The sequence below is a fragment of the Streptomyces sp. NPDC058796 genome (assembly GCF_042745235.1).
Classification (GTDB): domain Bacteria; phylum Actinomycetota; class Actinomycetes; order Streptomycetales; family Streptomycetaceae; genus Streptomyces.
In genome coordinates this window covers 102,180-125,380 of record NZ_JBHYOP010000008.1, presented here as the reverse complement: position 1 = coordinate 125,380, position 23,201 = coordinate 102,180, and the positions used below count along the sequence as shown (strand labels likewise).

The window sequence follows — 23,201 nt, the reverse complement described above, 5'->3', positions numbered from 1 at the left end:
TCCTCGGACCTTTGCGTAGGTCCGCTGAGTGCCACAAAGCCGGCATGGCGCCGTGGCGGCGCCTTGAGCGGGGATCCTAAGGGCCGACCGGGCCCGACCGCAGCCGAGTATTCGGCGGTTCGCGCGCGTGCGGGAGGCGGGAACGGAACGGGAACGGCGGACGATCAACGGCTGACGGACCCGGCGCTTCTTCCTGCCCCACCGGCCCTCACGGAGCCCGCCCCCGACGCTCCAGCCCTGCGCGGCGCGCGAAGGCGTCCGCGCGGGGATCGCGGCAGGTCCCGGGGAGGCGGAGCTGTCCGGCGTGGTCGAGGTCCTGGTCGCGGAAGACCCGCGCTATCGTCGAGGTTTGTCCGGGCGGGGACGATCGGCGCGGGGCGGCGCCGGAAGGGGAGGTGGGACCATGTGGCCACGCATCAACGGCATGCGGGCACTGGAGCTCGGTACGGCCGGTGAGATGCGGGAGCGGCTCAACGGCCTCGTCCTGGCCGGGAGGAAAACCGCCACCACCGGGCTGCTGGCAGAGTACGTCGAGGAGACGGAGGGCCTGGAGTTCGAGGGTGAACGCCTGGCGCTTGCCGGGAACGACGGAGACTCCGTCGCCACGATCGAGATCACTGGCGTCGAGCTGGCTGCCTTCGGCGGTGTCACCTGGGAACACGCGGCCGCCGAAGGAGAGGGCGACCGATCGCTGGACGAATGGCGGGCCGGACACATGCGCTTCTGGGAGGGCATCGGCACACCGGTGGATGACGACACGCCGCTGGTGTGCCTGCGGTTCCGGCTGGTCACACCTTCCGGCGACTCGTGAGGTCGCGGGTGGAAAAGGCTGCTGGCGTCGCCGGACGTGCATACCTACCTCGGCGGGCCCCGCCCGCGTGACGAACTCGAGCGAGAGTTGCCAGAGGTGCCCGAGCGGTGGCCCGGAAGCTTCGTCGTCGATCTCGACGGAGCGATGATCGGCCAGGTCTTGCTCAGGAGAGCAACGGAGCACCACCGCCCGGCTGCTGCCGGGAAGGCCGATCTCGGCTACCTGTTCCTGCCACGGGCGTGGGGGGCCGGATACGCCGCCGAGGCGTGCGCGGCGGCACTCGACTGGCTGGGAGTCGCCCTCCCCGGTGAACCGGTGATGCTCGCCACCCAGACGGCCAACGTCGGCTCGATGCGCCTCGCGGCGAAGCTGGGGTTCACCGAGGTGGAGCGGTTCTGGGCCTGGGGCGCTGATCAGTGGCTCGGCCTGCGGCGGTCACCGAGAAGGCTCAGCGCGTCCGCCGACGACCCGTCGTTGGGGGTGTAGACCTCAAGGCGGTGGTCCGGACTGTCGGGCTGCAGCCAGACCTGGTAGGCGATGTTCACGGACCCGACGGTGGGGTGCTGCAGGTGCATGTCGCCGGTGGTGCAGTCCGCGACGTCCCCGGTCGCCCACATCCGGGCGAACTGGTCGCTGCGCATGGTCAGCTCGCCGATGAGGTTCGCGAGCCGGGCGTCGGTCGGGAACCGGCCCGCGGTGAGTCGGAGGTACGCGACGTGGACGCGGGCGAGTTCCTCCCAATTGCGGTGCAGGTCCCGGGTCAGTGGGTCGAGGAAGAACATCCGCGGGATCGAGGGGCGGCGTCCCGCGTCGCCGGGCGCGTCGAAGTCCAGGTGCTCGGCGAACAGCGCGTGGCCGGTGCGGTTCCAGGCGAGCACGTCCCCGCGCCTGCCGAGCAGGATCGCGGGAGTCGCCTCGCCAAGCGCGCCGAGCAACGTGAGCACACGGGGGTGGGGGTGTTCTACGGGAGGCTCGGCAAGGCCGGCCCGACTGGCCCGGCGGGCGAGGTTGTGCAAGTGGACCGTCTCGACCTCGTCGAGTTCCAGTACGCGGGCCAGGGCGTCGAGGACCTGTGCCGAGGCAGTGCCGGCTTGGTCCTGCTCCAGCCGCGTGTAGTAGCCGGCGCTGACACCGGCGAGGTGAGCCAGTTCCTCTCGACGCAGGCCGGGAACGCGCCGACTGCTGCCGTAGGTGCGTAGCCCGATCGCGTCCGGGGTGACCTGGTCGCGGCGGCTCTTCAAGAACGCTCCGAGGCTCTCCATGTCCCCGAGCGTAGACGTGGGCCGCGGTGGTGTGGGTATACCTGCCGGGTGTACCCACACCACTGAGATTCGGGGGCGACATGCGCTTTGACGACGGCCTGAGTGTGCACTGCGACGTTCTTGTCGAGGCGGACGTGCCGCAGGTCTGGGATCTGGTGACCGACATACGCCTGCCCGCCCGGCTCAGCCCGGAACTGCAGCGCGTGGCTTGGCTGGACGGCGCGACCCGGCCTCGGCCAGGCGCGCGCTTCGAGGGATACAACCATCACCAGAGGCTCGGCGAGTGGCGGACCGTCTCGCATGTGATCGAGCTGGAGGAGCCGCGGGCGTTCGCCTGGGCGGTTACGGATGCCGACGGCCGATACGGAGAACCGACGCTGGATCCGGCGACATGCATGGCGTCCTGGCGCTTCCTGCTCGAGGCCGAGGGCGAGGGCACCCGGCTGCGGCAGTCCGCCTTCATCGGGCCGGGCCGCAGCGGAGTCACCTTGGCTCTCGAACGCCGGCCGGACCGAGAGGAGGAGATCATCGCCGTCCGGATGCGGGAACTGCGCGCCGGCATGGAGGCCACCCTCCACGGCATCAAGACGCTCGCCGAGGAAGGCACCTGACCGATCGGGGTCCGAACCGCGTGACCCGGTTACCGGGCCGGACGGTGCCGTGGCTGCGACCACCGTCCGGCCCGGAGGCTCAGTGCCCCGTCACGGCGGTGAGGGGCTCGTGCTCGTGCGCGCAGGTTTCGTCGAAGCCGTAGGTGTCCCAGGCGGGGAAGGGGTCCGAAGCGGGAGGCTGCTCGACCTCCCGCATGAGGCAGTCGGCGAGGGCCGCCCGGAGGGCCTCGGCGTCGAGGTGGGTGCCGATGAAAACGAGTTCCTGGGCGAAGGGGCTGTCGGTGTCGCGTGCGTAGGAGGGCTCGAAGCGTGCCACCGAGCCGGCCTGGGACCACAGTCCCGTCACGCGGGGGCGGCTGGCCAGCGTGAAGAAGCCCTTGGACCTGAGGACCTCTCCGAAGGCGCCGCTGTCGAGCGTCTCGGTCACGAACGTCCACAGCCGCCCGGGATGGAAGGGCGTCGCCGAGCGGAAGACGGTCGAGGAGATGCCGTACTCCTCCGTTTCGGGCACGTGGTCGCCGTTGAGTTCCCTGACCCAGCCCGGGGCCTGTTGCGCTCGCTCGAGATCGAAGCGGCCGGTGCCCAGGACATCGCCGACCGGGACGCGGCTCCGCACGGCCGGCACGACGCGGGCGGCGGGGTTGAGCCGGCTCAGAGTTGCCAGCAGGCGGTCGGCGGACGCGGCGTCGACGAGGTCGAGCTTGTTGAGGACGATGACGTCGGCGAACTCGATCTGGTCCATGAGCAGGTCGCTGACCGTACGTTCGTCGTCCTCGTACTGGTCCAGGCCCCGTTCGGCCAGTTCGTCACCGCCGGTCAGTTCGGGCAGGAAGTTCGCGGCGTCCACGACCGTGACCATCGTGTCCAGCCGGGCCCGGTCACCGAGGGTGGCGCCGTCGTCGCGGGCGAAGGAGAAGGTGGCGGCCACCGGCATGGGCTCGGAGATGCCGGAGGACTCGATGAGGAGGTAGTCGAAACGCCCCTCGCGCGCCAGCCGGTCCACCTCTTCCAGCAGGTCGTCGCGGAGGGTGCAGCAGATGCAGCCGTTGGTCATCTCGACCAGGCGTTCCTCGGTGCGGGACAGGGCCGCCTCGCCGCCGCGCACGAGTGCGGCGTCGATGTTGATCTCGCTCATGTCGTTCACGATGACGGCGACGCGCAGGCCCTCACGGTTGCCGAGGACGTGGTTGAGCAGGGTGGTCTTGCCCGCACCCAGGAACCCCGACAGGACGGTGACGGGCAGACGCGCAGAGGGGGCGTTCGTCATGCGGTGTCAGCCCTCGGGACGGAGCAGGCCGCGCTCGTAGGCTTTGGCGAGCCGCTGGGGGACGCGGTACCGGGCCCCGTCCACCGTGACCGTCACCAGCTGCGGTGTGTCCGCCTTCCATTGGGCGCGGCGGTGCCGGGTGTTGCTGCGCGACATCTTGCGTTTGGGTACGGCCATGGGGTCCTCCGGTGGGAAACGTGGGCTCCAGGCAGACAGTACATGAAAATGGATGTCGTTACGACATGGGTCCATGCCGCCCACCGCCGGCTCCCCGCGCTCAAAGGTCCCTCCGCATGAGGACGCACATCGTCTCGTGGCGGCGTACCAGCCCGCCGGGCCCTTCCTCGTCCCAGGCGTCCGGTTCGCGGCCGTACGCGACGTAGCCCAAGCGCTCGTACAGGGCGCGAGCACGCATGTTGTCCTCCTCCACGGCGAGTTCCGCCCTGCGCCGCCCGCGGTCCCTGATCCGCCGTTCGGCGGCTCGGACGAGCAGGGTCCCCAGGCCGCGGGACTGGAGCGCCGGGAGCACCGCGAGCTGCCACAGGGTCCCGGCTCCCTCGGCAACCCGGTAGTCGACGCCGCCGATCGCCACCGGCAGATCGACAGGGGTGCACACGGCCAGGTAGTCCACCTCGCCCGCCGCGGCGCGCACCAACTCGCCCGCCACGTGGCGCAGGTGGGTGGCCGAGCCGGACCAGGTGCAGGCCGGCAGGTCTCGCGGCAGCAGATCGCGCACGGTGACAGGCGTGACGATGGTGCCGACGGTGGAGTCGTGTTCAGTGTTCACGGCACGGAGCATGCCGACCGCGGCGATGGCGCTGCAACGCGTTTCCGCCGAGCCTGACCGCCCGAAAGCACCCGGGGCGAAGAGCGTCCGGCCGGAGTGCGTCTACTCCGGGGGCGTGGGCGTGTCGTGGGTGCGGTACATGGCCTGTACGTCCATCTCCAGCTGGATGGTCGGACCGACGACCGCGATGCCGCGGGCCAGCATGGAGCGCCAGTTGAGGGTGTAGTCCTCCCGGTGGAGTTCCGCCTTGGCGAGAGCCGCGCAGCGCAGCTCCTGGTCGTAGCCCCCGTTGACCATCCCGAGGTAGGTCGTGTCGAGGCCGACGGAGCGGCTGGTGCCGTGCATGGTGAGCGTGCCGTGCAGGGTCCACTTGGATCCGCCCCGGTAGGCGAACCGGGTACTGGTGAAGTCGATGTAGGGGTAGCGCTCGACGTCCAGGAAGTCGGCGGAGCGCAGGTGGTTGTCACGGGTGTTGTTGCCCGTGTTGATGCTGGCGGCGTCGATGCGTACCGAGACCTGTGAGTCGGCCATGTCCGGTGCGACGCGGATGCCACCCTGGAAGCGGGTGAACCGGCCGTGGACGTGGGCCATGCCGACGTGTTTGGCGATGAACCGAATCGCTGTGTGCGGAGGGTCGAACAGCCAGGTTCCGGCTGTCGGCAGTTCCAGCTGGCGCGCGGGTGCGAGGCCCACGCGCGTCGGCGCCAGGGCAACCCCGGCCGTGATGTCGACGGTCTCGCGGGCGGGTGACAGGCCCTCGGCAACAGTCATGACGCTGTAGGAGCCCGGAGGCAGAGTCGCTATGAAGTAGCCGTTGGGGTCCGTGGTTCCACGTGTCACCACCCGGTGGCTCTCCACCGCGCTCACGGTGACCTCGGCACCGCCCATGGGCTGCCCCATGGGATCGACGACCTCCAAGCCGAACGCCCCGGCGTCGGGTGGCAGGGGGACCGAGATGCTTGCCCCGGCACCGGCGGTGCCGCCCGGGCGTCGACGTCGTAGCAACCTGAGGGCCATGGAGTTCACCTTTCTTCACAGAGGCACCGCGACGCGGCCCACTCGGTCGGCGATGTTCGCGGTCGCCAAGGGGCGCGACAGGAGGGCGTATGCGGAGGCGGCGGTTCAATGATGATCATAAAGCCGCCCGGCTCGGCGCCTCGCTGCGGAGTGGTGGCGGTTCCGCCACCTGGTGCATGGTTGCAGGGGCGTAAATCAGCACATAGACGGCCCATATCACCGCACCTCGGCTTCGCTGCTTTGCAGCAATGCTGTGGCGAAGGGCACGGAAGGGGACTGCGGTTTTCACCGGCAGTCCCGAGTTTCACCACGGACCCGGCACGAGCTTTGGCCGAGTCGGCATGCTGTGTCGCCCTGACCGGTGGCGCTCCTGCCGGAGGCGGTGCATAGAATCCGGTTCCATGCCGAAGCCTGACGAGTTGATCGTAGCCCTCGCCGCCCTCGTGGAATCCGGGCAGAGCAATCGGATGTCCCTGACCGTGGTCACGAGCGGCGCTGTCCTCACCGGTCGCCTGGCTCCCGAAGCCGTATGGAGGCAGAGGGTGTCGGAAGTGCTGACGGGCTCCGCCGACCTGGGCGAGTTCTCCACCGTCTTCGACACCCCTGCGAAGAAGGACGGGCCGCCCACGCACCTGCACTTCCACGTCGCGCGAATCCTGCAGGGCACGATGGGGATCCCGGAGACGGGCGGGATGTACCGCGTGGCGATCGAGGACGTCAGCGCCTGGACCGTCGGCGACTTCAGCTACTCCGACCACTGAGTAGGTGCGGCCTGGCTCGACGAGCCGCCGCCGTGCCGGACTCACGCTGTCCCCAGAAGATCTGATCAAGGAGCGGGACAGCGCCGAGTCCCTCGTCACCGCCGTACGGAGGACCGGGCCGGCGGCCGTGGGGTTGTGGGCGCAGTCGCGGACCACGGCCAGCCGTACGCTGGCCCAGCACGTCTCCGCGATCGAGTGGGGTGTGCGAGGCGCCCGCAGGAAGCCGGTCGTGCTGATGCTCGGTCCCGGCTGGGCGGGACAGACCTCGCCCGGTCTGCCGCGTCCTGCCGGGCTGGCGGAGGGCGGTCGCGGCGGTGGAGGCGGCCGCGCGCGGGTGGAGTGACCGAGTCGGCCCACCCGGAACGACCCACCACCGCCCGACCGCACGGAGTGCGGGACCGGCACGGACCCCATGCGGCCTTCCCGGTGCGCTCAGTCGCGACCGCGAGCGTGCCGGACGTGCGAGTCCGTCGGAGAGGTCGATCAGCGGCCCGGGGTAGTCGAGGCGGGCCCGCACGTCCCCCGGGAGCCGCCAGGGCTCGTGCACGAACCGGTCGTCCACGTCGCTCAGCTCGGGGACCCAGCGGCGTACGTACGCTCCTGGAGTAGCGAAGCGTCTGCCCTGGGCGACCGGGTTCGTCCTCCTCGTTCCGCCGGCGGTCGTGCCTGGTGCGGTAGCCCCGTTCGGACGCCTCGGGCCGCGCCGCCAGCACCTGGTGGTGGAAGTCGCGCCAGCACAGCTGCCGTACGAACGCTTCCGCCCCGGCTCCACCGTGCGCGCGGGCCCGCTGGACGAGTTCCGACGCGGACAGGGTGCCGAAGAGGAGGTGGGGCGACAGCCGGGACGTCGCGTCGCCGGCCAGATCGTCGTGCCGTTCCCCGTACGCGGCCGTCCCCGGCCGCGCCCACCGGGAGAACCACTCCCCGCCCGCCTTCTCCCCGCCCGCAGGGAGACCCGGTGAGAGGCCGGACAGCGCGTCGCGGGACGGGAGCGGCTCGCCGCGCACCCCGTCCGGAACGCACACGGTGCGCGGCGGCGGGCAGACCTCCCGCAGGCGCTGGACGGGCCAGCGGCGGAAGTACGGCGTGAACACCGCGTAGTGGTCGGAGCCGGCGGGCGTCACCTGCCCCGGCGCGACGGCCGTGGTCACGGCGTCGTGCACGTGGAGTGCAACGCCGAGCGGTTCTGGGTGGCCGCGCAGCCGTTCCTCCCTCCGGCGGCCTGGCCCGTCACCGCTTCGGCCACGTGGTCCCCCGTCGCACCGCATTCGGTGGCGACCGCGCCGGCCTCCTGGTGGACCGGGCCACTGCGCACGACCAGCCGGCCGCCGCGCCGGCTCAGCGACGCGTCCAGGGCCGTCAGGCAGCCGGCGAGGAACGCGCGCGGTTCGGGGCGTCGAAGCCCGCCGCGTGGATTCCGGATCGCGGACGAAGAGCGGGACCACCTCGTCGGCCGCCGCGAGTGCGGCGCGCAGCGGCGGATGGTCGTGCAGGCGCAGGTCCGGCGGTGAACAGGACGACCGCGCGGCTCATGCCGTCGCTCCCGGTGTGGTGAGGGGGGCACCGCGGCGGCCGTTCACTGACCATGGTCCTTCGGGGAGCGGCGCCGGGCGCGGCCGGTGCGCGCCGCGGGCCCGCGTGCGCTCATCCCCTTGGTGGCGGCCTGGGCGATGTTGCGGGCCATGCCGCCGAAGACGACCGCGTGGAACGGCGAGACACTCCACCAGTAGGCGTGGCCCAGCAGGCCGCGGGGATGGAAGAGGGCACGTTGGCGGTAGCGCGTGCGGCCGTCGGTGTCCGTCTCGGCGTACATCTCCAGCCAGGCCAGTCCGGGCAGGCGCATCTCGGCGCGCAGTCGCAGCAGACGGCCCGGCTCGATCTCCTCGACCCGCCAGAAGTCCAGGGAGTCACCGACCCGCAGGCGCTCGGCGTCGCGACGGCCGCGGCGCAGGCCGACCCCGCCGACGAACCGGTCGAGCCAGCCGCGAACCGCCCAGGCGAGCGGGAAGGAGTACCAGCCGTTGTCGCCGCCGATGCCTTCGATGACTCGCCACAGCGAAGCGCGGGGTGCGTCGACCGGCAGGTGGCGTTCGTCCTGGTAGAGACTGCCGCCGGCCCAGTCGGGATCGGTGGGCAGCGGGTCGCTGGGGGCGCCGGGCACGGCCGCGGACGACCAGCGGGTGGCCACCTGGGCGTCCCGGACCTTGCGCAGCGCGAGTGCCAGGGCCTCGTCGAAGGGCAGCGGCCGACCCGGCGGGTCGGGCACGTAGCGGGCGATGTCGTGCTCGTGGCAGACGACCTCGTGGCGCAGCGACTCGGTCAGTGGACGGGCGATGGAGGCGGGCACGGGCGTGACCAGTCCCACCCAGTGGCTCGAGAGCCGTGGGGTGAGCACCGGCACCGGCACGATGAGGCGTCGCCGCAGTCCGGCGACGGCCGCGTAGCGGCCCATCATCTCCCGGTAGGTGAGGACGTCCGGCCCACCGATGTCGAACACCCGGTCGACGTCGGGCGGCATGCCGGCGGCACCGACGAGGTAACGGAGTACGTCTCGGACTGCGATCGGTTGCGTGCGCGTGTGCACCCAACTGGGCGTCACCATCACGGGCAGGCGCTCGGTGAGATAACGCAGCATCTCGAACGAGGCCGACCCCGAACCGATGACGACCGCCGCCCGCAGCACCGTGGCGGGCACCGGTGCCTCCAGGAAGATGCGGCCGACCTCGGCCCTGGAACGCAGGTGAGGGGAGAGGGAACCCTCGGGTACGCCCGCCGGGGTGAGTCCGCCCAGGTAGACGATCCGCCGGACCCCGGCGGAGTGCGCCTGCTCGGCGAAGATCCGGGCGGCCCTGCGGTCGGTGTCCTCGAAACCCGATCCCGAGCCGAGCGCGTGCACCAGGTAATAGGCGACATCGATCCCGCGCATGGCCTCGGCGACGGAGGCGGCGTCCGTGACGTCACCGCCGACCGTCTCGGCGTCCCGTGCCCAGGGGTGGTCGCGGAGCTTGCCGGGTGAACGGGCCAGACACCGGACCCGGTGACCGGCCTGCAGCAGTTCCGGAACCAGCCGTCCGCCGATGTATCCGGAGGCTCCGGTGACCAGGCAGTGCGGCTGTTCGCCCTCCACCTGTCGGTCTTCGTCCACCACGAGTGCTCCTCCCGCACGTCACCAACGGCTTCCCGCTCACGTCCGATCATGAGCGCACCGGGGTGACCGTGCAGGTTCGCGCAGGGCCGAGCCGCGACACCCGCAGCATGCGTGAGTGCCTCCCGCCGATGGCGGCGGGCGGTGCGGACCGCTTACGCGACCACTTCACCGGACAGGAGCGCCGTGGATGCACGCCGTCGTACGGGCGCGCGACCGGGCGGCTCCGGCACCCGAGGTCTCCCGGGATCAGTGCGGCATGGTCGACGGCTGCCACTCACGCCTGATCAACCCGAAAACCCACGTGTCGGACACATCGCCGTTCACGACGCAGTCCTCCCGCAGTGTCCCTTCACGTACGAAACCGATCTTCTCCAGTACTCGGGCGGACGCGACGTTGCGCGTATCGGCCTCCGCCTGGACCCGGTTCAGGTCCAGTGTGTCGAACGCCCACCGCAGCAGGGCGTGCGCGGCCTCCGTCGCATAGCCGTGGCCCCACATGGCGTCGTCGAGGCAGTAGCCCAAAGAGGCGCTGCGGTAGTCCGGGTTCCATTCGGTCAGGGAGCACCAGCCGACGAAGGCCCCGTCGGAAGCACGGTCGATGGCCACCCGCGCACCCGTTCCCTCGTCGGCGAACTTCTTGCACATCGCGATGAAGCGCTCGGAGCGGGCCCGTTCGTTCCACGGCGGGGAGTCCCAGTAACGCATCACGTACGCGCTGCTGTGCAGTGCGAAGAGGGAGTCGGCGTCGGCGTCGGTGAAAGGACGCAGTCGCAGGCGAGCGGTGGGCAGCACGGGGGTGGCCAGAGACATGCGCACCATCTTGGGTCCTCACGGGGCGGTGAGAACACCGAATTTCCGATCCCCGGTCCGGCCGGCCCTCTGCGCCTGGGGGCGGATCGTTCGTGAGATGCCAGGTCGCCCTGCGATACGCCCGGTCGCAGGCCTCGCCCGCGCGACGGCGTGCCTCCTCCGGTCGAGATACGCAAGTACCTGCGGGAGACCGCTCCGCTGGTCGCCGGCTTCCACACGGAAGGGGCGCTGCGCCCGCGCTACCACTGGCCGCTCGGCGGCGGGGCCGGCTGACCGTCCGCCGCGGTGCCGCTCCGCATCTCGACCACCCGGTCCGCGAAGTGCCGTACGACCGCCCGGTCGTGACAGACGAACAGGTAACCGAGGCCGAGTTCGTCCTGGAGGTCGGAGAGCAGGTTCAGCACGCCGGCCCGCACGGAGGCGTCGAGCGCCGACACCGGTTCGTCGAGGACGAGCAGCCGCGGCTCGGAGGCCAGGGCGCGGGCGATCCCGGCCCGTTGGCACTGGCCTCCGGAGAGTTCGTGCGGGCGCCGGTCCCCGTAGGAGGGGGCGAGGCCGACCCGGTCGAGCAGCTCGGCCACGCGGGCGGGGCCTTCGGACCGGTGCCAGGCGCCCCGCACCTTGAGTGGCTCGGCCACCGCGTCGCGGATGCGGTGGCGCGGGTTGAGGGAGCCGTACGGGTCCTGGAAGACAGGTTGCATGCGCGGGCGCAACGGGCGAAGTTCGCGCTCGGTCAGAGTCGTCAGCTCCCGGCCCTCGAAGCGGACCGTCCCGCCGTCGGGCCGGCGCAGCTGGAGCACCGCGAGGGCGGTGGAGGACTTGCCGGAACCGGAGGGGCCGTCGAGGGCGAGGGTCTCACCGGCGTCCAGCGTGAACGAGAGCCGGTCCACGGCGGTCACCGGACCGTAGCGGACGACGAGGTCGCGGACGTCCAGCAGGGGGCGGTTCACACGAACTCCCGGAGCGGGTCGGGCAGGTCATCGGCGTGGTGGCAGGCGACCAGGCGTCCGCTCACGGCCCGTGCTTCGGGCTCGCGGTCCCGGCACGGGCCGGTCGCCAGGGGACAGCGCGGCGCGAACGCGCAGCCCGGCCCGAGGGCGCCCGGTGCGGGCGGGGTGCCGGGGAGCGCCGGGAGCCGGCGGAGCCGGGGGCCGTCCTGCGGGAGCGAGGCCAGCAGGCCCGCCGTGTAGGGGGCACGCGGACGGGTCAGCACCTGCCGGGCCGGGCCGAGTTCGGCTGCCCGGCCCGCGTACATCACCAGCACACGGTCCGCGTGCTCCCGTACGACCTCCAGGTCGTGGGTGACGAGCACCAGCGCGGCCCCGACCGCCTCCCGCTGTTCGGCGAGCACCCGCAGCACCTGCTCACGGCGCTCCTCGTCCAGTGCGGTGGTCGGTTCGTCGGCGACGACGACGTCGGGCTCGTTGACCGTCGCCATGGCGATCACCGCGCGCTGCCGCATGCCGCCGGAGTACTCGTGCGGGTAGGCCCGGGCCCGGCGAGCGGCGTCCGGGATGCCGACCCGGTCCAGCGCCGCCACGGCGAGGGCGCGCGCGTGACCACGGGACAGGCCCCGCACCGACCGCACGGCCGCGGCGAGCTGGTCGCCGACCGGGTGGACGGGGGAGAGGGCGGACAGGGCGTCCTGCGGCACGAGGGTGATCCGGCGTCCGCGTTCCGCAGCGAGGTCGGCGGAGCTCCGCAACCGTACGCTGCCGCCGGTGGCCGCGCCGCGCGGCACCATGCCGAGCAGGGCACGCGCGGTGAGGGACTTGCCCGCGCCCGACTCCCCGACGACGGCGAACACCTCGCGCGCCCTGACGTCGAAGTCCAGCCCGCGGACCACCTCGACGGGGCCGAACGCGACCCGCAGGTCACGCACCGACAGCAGTGCCTCGTACGACATGGGCGGTCTCCTTCCGTACCTTGCGGCGGGTCGGGTGTGGGTGCCGGGCTCCCCGGCCCTGCGCGTACGCCGCCCCCGAGACGGCCAGGCCCGCCAGCAGGGCCAGCGCGACGGCCGGGGCGAGGGCCGCCCAGGGGGCGCGTTCGATGTAGGCGCGGGACTCGTCGAGGAGCAGCCCCCACTCGGGGGCGGGCGGCTGGGCGCCAAGGCCCAGGAAGCCCAGGGAGGCGAGGGCGAGGGCGATGCCGGGCAGCCGCAGCAGGGCGTGACGCGCGACCGGGGCCGCGACGGACGGCAGGACGTGCCGGGTGAGTATCCACAGCGGCGGTGCGCCGATGGCGCGCTGGGCGGTCAGGAAGGCCGACGCCCGCACCTCCTGGACCAGCGCGGCCGCGTGCGCGGCCAGGGGCGGCCAGGAGATGAGCGCGACGGCGAGGGCCGCGCCACCGGTGCCGGGGCCGGCCGCCGCCGCGACCAGGATGCCGACGATCACCGGGGGCAGGGCGTTGGCGATGTCGGCCGCTCCCGCCGCGACGCCGGGCAGGAAGCCCAGCGCCAGCCCGGCCAGCAGGCTGAGCAGGCACACGGCCGCCGCCGTGCCGACCGTGGCGGCGGCCCCGTGCCCGAGCCGGGCCAGTACATCGCGGCCGAGCCCGTCGGTGCCCAGCGGGTACGCCCAGGACGGTGCTGCCAGCCGGGCCGTGGTGTCCACCGCGTACGGGTCGCGCAGCAGGCCCCAGCCGATCGCCGTCAGCAGTACGGTGGCGAGGACGACCGGGACGGCGGGGTGCGCCCGGACCGGGCGGGGCGGGGGCAGCGCGAGCCTGGCGTCGCGCAGGGCGGGGCCGAGCAGTCGGCGTCGCAGGAGGGCGGCCAGCGCGCCGGTGACCAGGCCCAGGGCGAGGAGGGCGAGGACCGACCCCTGGAGCAGCGGCAGGTCCTGCGACTTGGCCGCACCCAGCGCGGTACGTCCGATGCCGGGCACCGCGAACACGGCCTCGACCGCCACCGCGCCGCCGGTCAGGCCGACGGCGACCATCCCGAACTGCGGGACCAGCGGAGGAACGACGCGGCGCAGCGCGGCGGCCGAGATCCGGGCCCGGCTCACGCCCGCGCCCCGCCACAGCTCCACCCACCGTTCGTCCAGCACGGCGGGGAGCGCGTCCGCGACGAGCCGGCCGAGCAGGCCGCCCGCCGGGACGCCGAGCGCGAGGGCGGGCAGGACCATGTACTCGGGCCCCTGCCAGCCCGATGTCGGCAGCCATCCCAGCCACACGCCGCACACCAGCAGCGCCACGGTGGCCAGGAGGAACTCGGGCACGGCGGCGGCCATGGCGGCGAACGCCCCGGCCGATTCCCGCCCACGCACCAGCACGGGGGCCACCAGTGCCACGGCCAGCAGCACCGCCACGCTCAGCGCGGCGGCCATCAGGCCCAGCGACACCTGAAGTCCGGAGAGGACCGACGGCAGGATGTCCGTCCCTGACACCCACGAGGTGCCGAGGTCGCCCCGTACCAGTCCGGCCGCCCAGTCGCCGAGCAGGGAGAGCGGACCGGCGTCCAGCCCCAGGTCCCGGCGGATGGCGGAGAGCGCCTCCTCGGTCGGTTCCTGCTCGGCGGACCGGGCGCGCAGCACGGTCAGGGCCGGGTCGCGGCCGGAGAGCCAGGGCAGCAGGCCGACGGCGGCAAGCACGGTGAGCAGGGAGACGGCGCGGGTCGCCCCCGCTGCGAACCGCCTCACCTGAGGTGGGTGTCGAGCGTGACCAGCTCCCGCTCACGCGGGTCGTGGGCCGCGCCGACAACGTCGGCGGCGTCACCCTGGATCACGCGCTCGTGGAGCATCGGCACGGCCGCGTCGGTGGCGAGTACGGCGGCCTCGGCGTCGATGGCCGCCCGGCGGCGGGCGTCACCCGTCGGGGTGGCGCCCGCCTTGTGCAGGGCCTTGTCCACGGCCGGGTCGGCGAGCTGGGAGATGTTGAAGGAGCCGTCGGAGGCGAAGTCGCTGTACAGGTACGCGGCCGGGTCGCCGGAGTCCAGGACGGTGGCCCGGGAGAGGATGAACGCGTCGAACGCGCCCGCCAGGGCGGCCGACTCGATGTTGGCGTACTCGCGGACCTCCAGTTTCACCTGGAACCCCGCCCTCTTCAGCTGCTGCTGCAGCGCGGCGGCCACCTCGGGCAGTTCGGCCCGGTCCGTGAACGTGCCGATGGTGATGGTCCGGCCGTCGGGATCGCCCGCCTTCGCCCGACGCACCGGCTTACGCAGGTCGGCCGCCCACGGGAGTGCGGGGCCGAGCAGTCCGTCGGCGACGTCCGCCCTGCCCTCGTACACGCCCTTCACGATCGACTCGGCGTCGATCGCCTCCCGGGCCGCCGCCCGCAGCGCGGGATCCTTGAAGGCGCCCTTCTCCGTGTTGAGGTACAGGGTGTTGGTACGCGGCATCGGGACCTCGGTGATCAGATCCTCGTCCAGCAGCGCGGCCTGCGACACGGGTACCGCCTCGACGATGTCGGCCTCGCCGCTGCGCAGGGCGGCGGCGCGCGCGGTGCCGTCCGGGACGAACGTGACGTCGATACCGGGGGCCTTGGCCGTGCCGCCCCAGTAGTCGTCGTAGCGGTCGAGCGTGGCGGAGGACGTGCCGTTGACCCGGGTCAGTTCGAAGGGGCCGGTGCCGGCGCCGACCGGGTCCACCGTCCTTCCCCGGTACGCCTTCGCCGCGAGGATCGACAACTGCGGGGAGCTGAGCCGCTGCGGGACCAACGGGTCCTCCTCGGCGGTGGTGACGGCCACGGTGGCGGCGTCCACCGCCTCCACGGTCAGCTCGACGCCGTCCAGGATGCGGGGCTTGGGGGAGGCGCCGGCCGCCCGGGTGAGGGAGCGGACCACGGCCTCGGCGGTCAACTCCGTGCCGTCGTGGAAGGTGACGCCTTCACGGACGGTGAAGGTCCAGCTCCGGCCGGACTGCTTCCACCCGGTCGCCAGCGCGGGCAGGGCATTGCCGTCCGCGTCCAGCTTCACGAGCGTCTCCGCCGTCGACCAGCGGGACAGCTTGAAGGCGTCGTCGGAGAGCGGGGACAGGCCCGAACGCGGCGGCTGCATCATCGCGACGCGGACGCGTTCGCCGGCGTCGGTGCCCGTGGCCTCGGTGGCGGCGAAACATCCGGTGAGCAGGGCGGAGGCGGCGAGGGCCGCCGGGAGGGGCAGAAGACGGGCAGGGGCGCGCACGGGTCACTCCGGGTAAAGGGCCGGTCAATGGTTGAGCGTGCGACGACCGTAGCACGATGACAATCATTTTCATGACCCCGCTGGACGGGCGACGTGGGCGCCTCGTGGGAGCGGGGATCGGGTCAGTCGGAGTATATGAAGATGGATGTCAGTACTAAGGCGTGTTTGAGATGTGATCACAGTGCTTGCCGTATCAGGGCGAGTTGGGCGGTGGCATGACCTCGCTGGACAGCGACGCCGACTGGCCTGCCGCAACTTCACCAGGAGCCGGGCGTCCTGCCCGGCCCCTCGTTCCGTCAGGCGACTGTCCCGCCCGCGTTGCGGATCAGCTGCTGGAGTACCTTCACCGTGGTGACGTAGTCGGCGTCGTCGATACCCTCGTGGAGGGAGGCGCGGATCGCGGGGGCGTTGCGCGCGAGGTCGACGCGGGCCTGTTCCCCCTCCTTGGTGAGCCACAGCCGGTCTTCGGTGTCCCGGGTCAGCCAGCCACGCTCCAGGAGTATCTCAGCCTCCGCCGCCAGATCGTCCTCGGGCCGGATGTAGGAGGTCATGGCCTCCCGCAGTTCGGGCAGGGGCATCCCCTCGCCGTCGGGCGAGATGTCTGAAGCAGGCCCGTGGCGTCGCGACTCGCTACGACAAGCTCGCCGTCCGCTACGAAGCCACCGTCCAACTCGCCCTGATACGGCAAGCACTGTGACCAATCTCAAACACGCCCTAGTGGCGCGAAAGGCGGCGGGGCGCCCGACCGGCGCGGCGGCTTGTCAGTAACTGTCGTGGCTGGGCTCGCCGTTCGGCCGGAAGACGCCGACGACGGTGCCGCCCTTCGTCGTCGAGACGCTGACCGGCTCCAGCGCGGTGGGTACGGCTCCGTCGGCGAACAGCCGCTTGCCCGTGCCGATGATCACCGGGTGGACGGTCAGCCGGTACTCGTCGACGAGGCCGTGCCGCATGAGGGTCTGGGCGAGGTCGCCACTGCCCACGACGTTGACGTTGCCGCCGTCGGACGCCTTCAGCTTGCGTACGGCATCGACGGTGTCGCCGCTCAGCAGCGTGGAGTTGCGCCACTCGACGGAGGTCAGGGTCCGAGACGCCACGTACTTGTGCATGCTGTTCATCCGGTTGGTGAACGGGTTGCCGGGATCGGCGGTCGGCCAGTACGAGGCGAATATCTCGTACGTCTTGCGGCCGAGCAGCATCGCGTCGGAGTCCTGGTACCAACCGGCGATGGCCGTGCCGACCTCGTCGTCGGCCACCGGCTTCTGCCAGCCGCCGTGCTCGAAGCCGCTCTGAGTGTCCTCGTCCGGACCGCCGGGCGCCTGCATGACGCCGTCCAGCGTCAGGAACGTGCAAATGACGATCTTGCGCATGGTGTGCTCCCTTCCTCGGTGGGGTAGACCGCGCAAACACCGGAAACTCATCGGCGGAACGTCCGAGGCCGCCGGCGACCCCGGCAGGCCGCTGCCGTCCTGGTCTCACGAGCACCCGCGGTCAGTCACACCGGGGCCGGCAAGTCCATGAGCGCGAGTGCGGCCGGGTCGACCACGGCGGTGATCTCGGTGATGAGGCCGTCGGCGACGGTGAAGGCGAGCACGGACAGCGGGGTGCCGTCCTCGTTCCACGCGAGGACGCCGGGTCGCCCGTTGACGGTCGCCGCACGTCCGCGTGCCGCGCCGCCGGCCACCCGGGCGCGGCCGGCGACCTCGGTGGCTCCGATCGTGACGAACCGTCCGCCAGGAGCGTGGACGGTGAATTCCACCTCGGGGTGGAGGACTTCCAGCAGTCGGCTGAACCGGCCCTCGCGGGCCGCGGCCAAGAACGCGGCGACCACCTCGCGCCGCTGCTGTGGGTCGCCTGCCGAGTGCTGTGCTGCCTGCACTTTCCTGCGGGCGCGGCTGGTGAGCATCTTGGTTGCGTCGGTGGACCTGCCGAGGATGGTGCCGATCTCCCCGTGCGGCAGGGCGAACACGTCGTGCAGTACGAATGCCAGCCGCTCGTCGGGACGCAGTGAGTCCAGCACCGTCAGCAGCGCCAGGCCCACCGAGTCGCCCAGTGCCACAAGCTCCTCCGGAGTCGGACCGTCGTCGAGCGTCACCGTGAGTTCGGACAGCTGGTCGTCCAGGGGGACTGTCGCGCGCGTGCGGCGTGAGCGGAGGAGATCGAGGCTGATGCGGCCGACCACGGTGGTCAGCCAGCCGCCGAGATTGTCGATGGCGTCGGCGTGCTGGCGGGACAGACGCAGCCACGTCTCCTGGACCGCGTCGTCCGCGTCGGCGTGCGAGCCGAGCACTCGGTAGGCGACGGCTGTGAGCCGGGCGCGGTGCGCCTCGAAGGCCTCGGCGATCGGGTCGGCGGGGTGGGCGCCGGACATGGTGTTACCTCCCTGGCAGGTGCTCCGTCATAGGGGTGACGGGCGCCGGCCCGGCAAGGTAACCCCGATCAAGGAGAGCATCCTGCCATGCAGAACCGACTGAAGAACAAGAACACCGACAACCCCGACGTGTGGAAGGCGATCGGGCACCTGCAGAAGGCGATCGCCGCCGGGGGCGTCGACCCGAAGCTGCTCGCGCTGGTCCACCTGCGCGCCAGCCAGATCAACGGATGCTCGGCGTGCGTCTACGCCAGTGTCGCCGGAGGGAAGAAGGCCGGTGACACCGACGAGCGGCTGCACAACGTCGCGGCGTGGCGTGAGGCGCCGTTCTACACCGCCGCGGAGCGCGCGGCACTGGCGCTGGCCGAGGCGGCCACCCGGCTGCAGGACGGTGCTCAGGGAGTCACCGACGAGATCTGGGAAGAGGCCAACGCCCATTTCACCGAGGAGCAGATCGGCGCGATCAACCTGGAGATCGCGCTGACCAACTTCTTCAACCGCATCAACCGCACCATTAAGGAACCGGCCGGCCGGGCCTGGGGCTGAGCCGCCTCGAACCGTCACTGTCGCCCGGCACGGCGCCGCACGTACAGGCGGCCGCCCTTCCGGCCGGTCCGCTCCAGTCGTACGACACCGGGCACGGCGGAGTCGGCTACACGCTCCGGATGCTTCCAGTAGCCCTGGGCAGGGTTGCCGAAGAACGTCGCTGACAGGCCGCCCTTGTGGTCCTCGAAGAAGTTGTTGTGTCCCGCTCCCTCCCTCGCGGTCCACCGCTCGGAGTACGGACCTTCGAAGTGGTCGGAGACGGCGACGATCGCGTCGTACTGGTACTGCACGCGTCCCGTCCCGGGCGGCTCGTAGGCGTTGCGCGTGCTTCCGTAGGCAAGGCGGCCGGCGCACTCGGCCGCGTCGTCGGAGCGGCGACGATGACGCTCAACCCCTCGAAGGCCGTCGTCGGCGGCGAGATCACGCAGTTGGCCCCCGCCATCGTCGAGCAGGTCGCCGCCACGCTCGCCGCCGACCTCTTCCCGACGGCTTCGGCCGGTCCCGCGGTCGAGGCCGCGCGGCTCTCGGACGACGACGGCGCCATCGGTGCCCTCGCCGCCGTCTTCCACAACTCCCCACTCCTGGCCAGGCACCCGGAGTCCGCCGATATGAAGGGCGGCACCGGTCCAGGCGACGCCACCACCGACGGAGCCGCTCATGTCCGTCCTTGACGAGCAGGGCGCCGCTGCGATCGAGCAGACGCCCCGGCCTCGGACCACGCCCACACAGCGGACGGCGCGAAGACCGGGGCGGAGGGCCGGGGAACGGGCCGGCGCGGCCTTCCCCTCGTCCTCAACGCTGTGTCCATCACCCTCGGCATCGTGCTGTGGTGGGTCCTGGCGGCGGCCGGCTTCAAACTGCCGACACCGCCCGAAGTCGTCTCCCGGGCGGGCACACTGCTCAGGAACGGAACGCTCGGCGAGGACGTCCTCGCCAGCCTGACCCGCGTACTCATCGGCTTCGCACTCGGTACGGCCGCGGCCGTACCGGTCGGCTTCCTCATGGGCTGGTACGGCATCGCGCGCGGCCTGATGGAACCGTGGATACAGTTCTTCGATACCGTCCCACCTCTGGCGATCATCCCGCTGGCCGTGGTCGCCATGGGCGTCGAGGAGACGCCGAGGATCTTCGTCTTCCTCGCCGCGTTTCTCGCGTGCGTGATCTCCACCTTCCAGGGCGTGGCACCCTTCATCCTCGTCGGCATGCGAGTCGGCCTCGGCTCGGCCTGGGCCACCCTGGTCGCCGCCGAGCTCATCGCCGCCCAGCAGGGCCTCGGCTACCGCATGCAGAACGCCCAGTTCTACTACGACCTGCCGACCATCTTCGTCGGACTGATCTCTACTACGCCCGCTCCGCGCCGGAGGACCCGCACGGCCCCGAGACCGGCACGGCACGGGTCATGCGGGGCGGCTCCTACCTCTGCCACGACTCCTACTGCAACCGCTACCGCGTGGCCGCCCGTTCCTCCAGCACCCCGGAGTCCTCCTCGGCCAACCTCGGCTTCCGCTGCGCCAACGACGTGCCCGGAACGGCGACTGTGCAGGCCCCCGGCGCTGTCGGCGCAACCGGCCGTCCCGCCCCTGCGACTCACGGGATCGGCCAGGACCGGCGACCGAGTCACCGAGCGCGTCGTCGAGTGGCATGAGCGGCCTCGTCGACAGTGCCGGCAAGCACACCCGCACGTGCGCCCCGGTGTGCAATTGCCTCGCGCATGAGCCGTCCCGCGCTCTACCCTCGCGGCCATGACGTCACACGATGCGCCTGCTGGCCCCCGGACGGCTCCCGCCAGTGCCCGGCTGGTGATCCGGCGGGAGACCGCTGACGATCACCGAGATGTGCGCGAGGTTCATGCGCGCGCCTTCGGTGACAGCGATCGGGTTCCCGGGCTCGTGGAGGCGCTTCGCGTCGCGGAGGCTGCACTGACCCCGATGTCCTTCGTCGCCGTCGTCGATGACCGGGTCGTCGGGCACGTCATGCTGAGCGCGACGCGGTTGGACGCTCCGCGCCGGATCGTGGACGTCCTGTCGCTGTCACCGTTGGGCGTGGTCCCGGAGTTCCAGCGTCAGGGCATCGGTACCCGGCTCATCGCCCACGCCCTGGAGGCGGCCGACAGCCAGAGTGTGCCGTTGGTGTTCCTGGAGGGTTCGCCGCGCTACTACGGCACGCGCGGCTTCGAGGGTGCCGCCGCCGCGGGCTTCCGTTCGCCTTCGTTGCGTATCCCTGAGGCCGCGTTTCAGGTTGCCCGGCTGTCCGCTCACGAGCCGTGGATGACGGGCACCTTCGTCTACTCGGAGGCGTTCTGGGCCTTTGACTGCGTCGGCCTGCGCGACCCCGAGGTCCGAGGGGACGGGCAGTGACGTCGTCTCACCTCGGTGCGCTGTACGAGTTCTGCTGGATGGACCTCAAGACGCACGACGTGCCGGGCACGGAAGCATTCTTCTCCGCTGTGCTGGGGTGGCGCTTCGCCGTATCCGCCGGGCACTCCTGCGCACATCGCCTACTACCTGGCCGTCGACGACATCGCGGACCGCACCGAAGCCGCCACCGCGTTCGGGGCCCGACTCGTGCTCGCGCCGTTCGACGCCGGGGACCAGGGCCGCATCGCCACACTGATCGATCCCGTCGGCGCGGCATTCTCCCTGTGGCAGACACATCCCTCCAACCGATGGTCTCCGTCGGCGCGCGCACCACGGCGCATGGTCCTTGCCTGCCCTGGTCCTGAGCGGGCCCGCCGCTTCTACCGGGACATGCCCGGCAGGGTTCCCAGCTGCGCTGCCTTCGTTGCGACGCACGGCCCCGTGGAGCCCGGACCTCGCTGGGAGCTCGTCGTCGCCGTCGACGACCCGGGCGCCGTGGCCGCCCGCGCACGCGCTGTGGGCCACGGGATTCCGGACGGTCCCGATCACGTCGGCGAGCAGCGTCTGACCGGCCCGGACGGACTGACGTTCCGCGTCCGGGCTGTGCCGCGTGAACTGCCGGAAGGCGGCTGCCAGGATCCGGTGTGGCTCGCAGTGCGGCGTCCAGGGTCGGCCCCGTCGGCGGAGCACCTCGCCGGCGCGCTTCGAGCCGGGTGCGGCGAAGCGGCGGATGGCCGACGGCCCACGTGTCCCACATCATCGCTGCCGCAGACCGGCGTGCGCCTCTTCCGCTTCAGGCGGGGCACCCGTCGTCGGCGATCACGTAGTGGCCGGGTGCGGTCTGCTGGAGGGTGTGGATGGTGAAGGTGTTCCACAGTCCCATGGCTTGGCCGGAACCTTTGGCGAAGGTGAGGCCGCCGCTCGCGTAGGCCCTTCCGGCCGTGGTGTGGTCGTAGTTGCTCGCCGTGTGGCACGTGGGCGTGTACCCGGTGGTGGTCGCGGTGACCGCCGGAGAGACCGCGCCGGCCCTGCCCGCGGCGTCGGCGGCGGCCACGGTGTAGCTGTAGGTGGTGCCGGTGGCCAGGCCGGTGTCGGTGTAGAGGGAGGACGCGGTGGTGCTCATCTTGGTGCCGTTGCGGTGGACGGTGTAGGAGGTCGCTCCGGCAACCGCTTCCCAGGCCAGGGCGACGGTCGTGTCGGTGGTCGCGACGACGGTCAGCCCGGCCGGTGCGGGGAGCGTTCCCGGGTTCTCGCCGCCGTCGCCCTCGCCGTCACCGTCGAGGCCCCAGAAGTGGGCGGTGTGGTAGGTGGAGCAGATGGTGTCGAGGTAGTAGGTGCCGGCGGTGCCGCACTGTTCGGCGCCGCTGCCGGGGTCGACGGCGAGTCCGTGGGCCATGCCGGCGACCGAGTAGACCTCGACCGCGGGCCGGCCGGACGCGTCGTCGTACGTCGTCACCGTCGTGCCCCCGGTGAGGCTCCGGGTGTCGGAGGGGGTCTGCCCGATGCCCCACACGTTGGTCCACTGGTCGCGCAGTTCGGTGGCGTTGGCGGGCCGGACGGTGGTGTCGGCGGTGCCCTGCCAGATCGCCACGCGAGGCCAGGAGGTGGTGCCCGCGGGGGCGGCGGAGCGCACGAGGTCTCCCCACCGTGCGGGCGTCCTGTCCGGCGGACTGTACATGCAGGTGTAGGCCGCGGTCAGCGCCTCGGCGCAGCGTGCGGGCAGGCCCGAGGCGATGGAACCGCCGGCGAAGACGTCGGGGTAGGCGGCGAGCATGTTGGCCGTCATGCCGCCGCCGGCCGACAGTCCGGTGATGTAGACGCGTCCGGGGTCGCTGCCGTACTGCGCGACCGCCTTGTCGGCCATCTGCTTGATCGACAGGGCCTCGCCCCGACCGCGGGCGCTGTCGCCCGCCTCGAACCAGTTGAAGCAGGAGTTGGCGTTGTTGGCAGTGCTCGTCTGGGGGTAGACCACCGCGAGGCCGTGACGGTCGGCGAACGTGGACCAACCCGAGTGTGTGTGATAGTCGTTCGCGCTCTGTGTACAGCCGTGCAGCGCGAGAACGAGTGGCGCGCCGGCCGGGAGGGAGTCGGGCACGTACGCGTACATGGAGAGGTTCCCGGGGTTGGTGCCGAACCCGGAGACCTGGGTCAGACTCGCGGCGGACGCCTGCGGACCGGCCGCGAGGAGGCAGGCGGTGAGGGCCAGGGCGCCCGCCGCCGCGGCGGCCCAGCGGCGGATGCCCCGGACAGGGCGGCACGGAAGGTGCGGCTGTGACATGGGACTGTCTCCTGAGGGGTACGGGCTGCGCTCGGAGCCCGGGGACG

Annotated in this window: 20 protein-coding genes and 7 pseudogenes; 10 read left to right on the top strand and 17 right to left on the bottom strand. The window is 71.9% G+C overall.

The genetic code is table 11. The features are described 5' to 3' along the window. Positions 1-403 precede the first annotated feature (403 nt). Together ACFW47_RS20955 and ACFW47_RS20950 are read left to right on the top strand one after the other, a co-directional pair. Positions 404-811: an ASCH domain-containing protein gene (locus ACFW47_RS20955; protein ID WP_386283192.1), complete on the top strand. Its 408-nt coding sequence runs from the start codon at positions 404-406 to the stop codon at positions 809-811. Between the two features lie 18 nt (positions 812-829). Further along, a pseudogene (locus ACFW47_RS20950) lies at positions 830-1,297 on the top strand (GNAT family N-acetyltransferase); the annotation flags it as partial. Here the strand turns inward: ACFW47_RS20950 and ACFW47_RS20945 are convergent. Then, a complete protein-coding gene (locus tag ACFW47_RS20945; protein WP_386283189.1) occupies positions 1,225-2,073 on the bottom strand; it encodes a helix-turn-helix transcriptional regulator in 849 nt (282 codons plus the stop codon). The pseudogene ACFW47_RS20950 and the gene ACFW47_RS20945 sit on opposite strands and share 73 nt — an antisense overlap. Positions 2,074-2,153: 80 nt before the next feature. Here ACFW47_RS20945 and ACFW47_RS20940 point away from each other — a divergent pair, with 80 nt between their 5' ends. Then, positions 2,154-2,684, top strand: a complete 531-nt coding sequence (locus ACFW47_RS20940; protein ID WP_386283187.1) for an SRPBCC family protein — start codon at positions 2,154-2,156, stop codon at positions 2,682-2,684. A 79-nt stretch (positions 2,685-2,763) separates the two neighbouring features. On the opposite strand, the gene ACFW47_RS20935 is transcribed toward ACFW47_RS20940, so the two are convergent. The 4 genes from ACFW47_RS20935 to ACFW47_RS20920 all read right to left on the bottom strand — a co-directional run bounded on the left by ACFW47_RS20935 (position 2,764) and on the right by ACFW47_RS20920 (position 5,755). Beyond that, complete coding sequence (locus tag ACFW47_RS20935) at positions 2,764-3,951, bottom strand: GTP-binding protein (RefSeq protein ID WP_386283184.1); 1,188 nt, start codon at positions 3,949-3,951, stop codon at positions 2,764-2,766. Positions 3,952-3,957: 6 nt separating this feature from the next. Continuing rightward, the gene (rpmF, locus tag ACFW47_RS20930) at positions 3,958-4,128 is read right to left on the bottom strand and encodes a 50S ribosomal protein L32 (RefSeq protein WP_386283182.1); all 171 of its coding nucleotides are present in this window, start codon (positions 4,126-4,128) and stop codon (positions 3,958-3,960) included. 100 nt (positions 4,129-4,228) lie between these two features. Continuing rightward, positions 4,229-4,750, bottom strand: a complete 522-nt coding sequence (locus tag ACFW47_RS20925; protein ID WP_386283180.1) for a GNAT family N-acetyltransferase — start codon at positions 4,748-4,750, stop codon at positions 4,229-4,231. 90 nt (positions 4,751-4,840) lie between these two features. Then, entirely contained in the window at positions 4,841-5,755 is a 915-nt protein-coding gene (locus tag ACFW47_RS20920; protein WP_386283178.1) for a YceI family protein, read from the bottom strand. 401 nt (positions 5,756-6,156) lie between these two features. On the opposite strand from ACFW47_RS20920, the gene ACFW47_RS20915 reads away from it, so the two are divergent. Together ACFW47_RS20915 and ACFW47_RS20910 are read left to right on the top strand one after the other, a co-directional pair. Further along, on the top strand, positions 6,157-6,516 hold the full coding sequence (locus ACFW47_RS20915; RefSeq protein ID WP_386283176.1) for a hypothetical protein: 360 nt from the start codon (positions 6,157-6,159) through the stop codon (positions 6,514-6,516). A gap of 85 nt (positions 6,517-6,601) precedes the next feature. Continuing rightward, positions 6,602-6,817, top strand: a pseudogene (locus ACFW47_RS20910) (transcriptional regulator); the annotation flags it as partial. Between the two features lie 141 nt (positions 6,818-6,958). Here the strand turns inward: ACFW47_RS20910 and ACFW47_RS20905 are convergent. The 10 genes and pseudogenes from ACFW47_RS20905 to ACFW47_RS20860 form a co-directional block, all read right to left on the bottom strand. Next, positions 6,959-8,049, bottom strand: a pseudogene (locus ACFW47_RS20905) (deoxyribodipyrimidine photo-lyase); the annotation flags it as partial. Positions 8,050-8,092: 43 nt separating this feature from the next. Continuing rightward, positions 8,093-9,661: an SDR family oxidoreductase gene (locus ACFW47_RS20900; protein ID WP_386306603.1), complete on the bottom strand. Its 1,569-nt coding sequence runs from the start codon at positions 9,659-9,661 to the stop codon at positions 8,093-8,095. Between the two features lie 249 nt (positions 9,662-9,910). After that, positions 9,911-10,474 carry a GNAT family N-acetyltransferase gene (locus ACFW47_RS20895; protein ID WP_386306601.1) on the bottom strand — a complete coding sequence of 188 codons (564 nt, stop codon included), beginning with the start codon at positions 10,472-10,474 and terminating at the stop codon, positions 9,911-9,913. A 239-nt stretch (positions 10,475-10,713) separates the two neighbouring features. Continuing rightward, positions 10,714-11,424, bottom strand: a complete 711-nt coding sequence (locus tag ACFW47_RS20890) for an ATP-binding cassette domain-containing protein (protein WP_386283169.1) — start codon at positions 11,422-11,424, stop codon at positions 10,714-10,716. After that, entirely contained in the window at positions 11,421-12,380 is a 960-nt protein-coding gene (locus tag ACFW47_RS20885) for an ABC transporter ATP-binding protein (protein WP_386306599.1), read from the bottom strand. Before ACFW47_RS20885 ends, ACFW47_RS20890 begins: the two co-directional genes overlap by 4 nt. After that, the gene (locus ACFW47_RS20880; RefSeq protein ID WP_386306597.1) at positions 12,349-14,121 is read right to left on the bottom strand and encodes an ABC transporter permease subunit; all 1,773 of its coding nucleotides are present in this window, start codon (positions 14,119-14,121) and stop codon (positions 12,349-12,351) included. The genes ACFW47_RS20885 and ACFW47_RS20880 overlap by 32 nt, the downstream gene beginning before the upstream one ends. After that, positions 14,118-15,605, bottom strand: a complete 1,488-nt coding sequence (locus ACFW47_RS20875; protein ID WP_386306595.1) for an ABC transporter substrate-binding protein — start codon at positions 15,603-15,605, stop codon at positions 14,118-14,120. Before ACFW47_RS20875 ends, ACFW47_RS20880 begins: the two co-directional genes overlap by 4 nt. Positions 15,606-15,901: 296 nt before the next feature. Then, positions 15,902-16,210 (bottom strand): annotated as a pseudogene (locus tag ACFW47_RS20870) (MarR family transcriptional regulator); the annotation flags it as partial. 156 nt (positions 16,211-16,366) lie between these two features. After that, positions 16,367-16,972, bottom strand: a complete 606-nt coding sequence (locus ACFW47_RS20865; RefSeq protein WP_386283158.1) for a dihydrofolate reductase family protein — start codon at positions 16,970-16,972, stop codon at positions 16,367-16,369. A gap of 125 nt (positions 16,973-17,097) precedes the next feature. After that, positions 17,098-17,973, bottom strand: a complete 876-nt coding sequence (locus ACFW47_RS20860) for a sigma-70 family RNA polymerase sigma factor (protein WP_386306593.1) — start codon at positions 17,971-17,973, stop codon at positions 17,098-17,100. Positions 17,974-18,060: 87 nt separating this feature from the next. On the opposite strand from ACFW47_RS20860, the gene ACFW47_RS20855 reads away from it, so the two are divergent. Next, positions 18,061-18,519: a carboxymuconolactone decarboxylase family protein gene (locus tag ACFW47_RS20855; RefSeq protein ID WP_386283153.1), complete on the top strand. Its 459-nt coding sequence runs from the start codon at positions 18,061-18,063 to the stop codon at positions 18,517-18,519. A gap of 14 nt (positions 18,520-18,533) precedes the next feature. Here the strand turns inward: ACFW47_RS20855 and ACFW47_RS20850 are convergent. Then, positions 18,534-18,854 (bottom strand): annotated as a pseudogene (locus ACFW47_RS20850) (hypothetical protein); the annotation flags it as partial. A 45-nt stretch (positions 18,855-18,899) separates the two neighbouring features. Here ACFW47_RS20850 and ACFW47_RS20845 point away from each other — a divergent pair. The 4 genes and pseudogenes from ACFW47_RS20845 to ACFW47_RS20830 all read left to right on the top strand — a co-directional run bounded on the left by ACFW47_RS20845 (position 18,900) and on the right by ACFW47_RS20830 (position 20,876). Next, positions 18,900-19,190 carry a hypothetical protein gene (locus tag ACFW47_RS20845; RefSeq protein ID WP_386306591.1) on the top strand — a complete coding sequence of 97 codons (291 nt, stop codon included), beginning with the start codon at positions 18,900-18,902 and terminating at the stop codon, positions 19,188-19,190. A gap of 90 nt (positions 19,191-19,280) precedes the next feature. Further along, positions 19,281-19,859, top strand: a pseudogene (locus ACFW47_RS20840) (ABC transporter permease); the annotation flags it as partial. After that, positions 19,859-20,038, top strand: a pseudogene (locus ACFW47_RS20835) (SUMF1/EgtB/PvdO family nonheme iron enzyme); the annotation flags it as partial. The pseudogenes ACFW47_RS20840 and ACFW47_RS20835, both read left to right, overlap by 1 nt. Positions 20,039-20,318: 280 nt before the next feature. Beyond that, on the top strand, positions 20,319-20,876 hold the full coding sequence (locus ACFW47_RS20830; protein WP_386283685.1) for a GNAT family N-acetyltransferase: 558 nt from the start codon (positions 20,319-20,321) through the stop codon (positions 20,874-20,876). Positions 20,877-21,669: 793 nt separating this feature from the next. Here ACFW47_RS20830 and ACFW47_RS20825 read toward each other — a convergent pair. Then, positions 21,670-23,154 carry a PHB depolymerase family esterase gene (locus ACFW47_RS20825; RefSeq protein ID WP_386306589.1) on the bottom strand — a complete coding sequence of 495 codons (1,485 nt, stop codon included), beginning with the start codon at positions 23,152-23,154 and terminating at the stop codon, positions 21,670-21,672. Between the last annotated feature and the right edge of the window lie 47 nt (positions 23,155-23,201).

Excerpts from the sequence above, each read along its gene's own strand:
- ACFW47_RS20845 (WP_386306591.1), top strand. The coding sequence starts at position 18,900 with ATGACGCTCAACCCCTCGAAGGCCGTCGTCGGCGGCGAGATCACGCAG.
- ACFW47_RS20865 (WP_386283158.1), bottom strand. The coding sequence starts at position 16,972 with ATGCGCAAGATCGTCATTTGCACGTTCCTGACGCTGGACGGCGTCATG.
- ACFW47_RS20855 (WP_386283153.1), top strand. The coding sequence starts at position 18,061 with ATGCAGAACCGACTGAAGAACAAGAACACCGACAACCCCGACGTGTGG.
- ACFW47_RS20925 (WP_386283180.1), bottom strand. The coding sequence starts at position 4,750 with ATGCTCCGTGCCGTGAACACTGAACACGACTCCACCGTCGGCACCATC.
- ACFW47_RS20945 (WP_386283189.1), bottom strand. The coding sequence starts at position 2,073 with ATGGAGAGCCTCGGAGCGTTCTTGAAGAGCCGCCGCGACCAGGTCACC.
- ACFW47_RS20920 (WP_386283178.1), bottom strand. The coding sequence starts at position 5,755 with ATGGCCCTCAGGTTGCTACGACGTCGACGCCCGGGCGGCACCGCCGGT.
- ACFW47_RS20935 (WP_386283184.1), bottom strand. The coding sequence starts at position 3,951 with ATGACGAACGCCCCCTCTGCGCGTCTGCCCGTCACCGTCCTGTCGGGG.
- ACFW47_RS20885 (WP_386306599.1), bottom strand. The coding sequence starts at position 12,380 with ATGTCGTACGAGGCACTGCTGTCGGTGCGTGACCTGCGGGTCGCGTTC.
- ACFW47_RS20895 (WP_386306601.1), bottom strand. The coding sequence starts at position 10,474 with ATGTCTCTGGCCACCCCCGTGCTGCCCACCGCTCGCCTGCGACTGCGT.
- ACFW47_RS20940 (WP_386283187.1), top strand. The coding sequence starts at position 2,154 with ATGCGCTTTGACGACGGCCTGAGTGTGCACTGCGACGTTCTTGTCGAG.
- rpmF (WP_386283182.1), bottom strand. The coding sequence starts at position 4,128 with ATGGCCGTACCCAAACGCAAGATGTCGCGCAGCAACACCCGGCACCGC.
- ACFW47_RS20825 (WP_386306589.1), bottom strand. The coding sequence starts at position 23,154 with ATGTCACAGCCGCACCTTCCGTGCCGCCCTGTCCGGGGCATCCGCCGC.
- ACFW47_RS20860 (WP_386306593.1), bottom strand. The coding sequence starts at position 17,973 with ATGTCCGGCGCCCACCCCGCCGACCCGATCGCCGAGGCCTTCGAGGCG.
- ACFW47_RS20955 (WP_386283192.1), top strand. The coding sequence starts at position 404 with ATGTGGCCACGCATCAACGGCATGCGGGCACTGGAGCTCGGTACGGCC.
- ACFW47_RS20915 (WP_386283176.1), top strand. The coding sequence starts at position 6,157 with ATGCCGAAGCCTGACGAGTTGATCGTAGCCCTCGCCGCCCTCGTGGAA.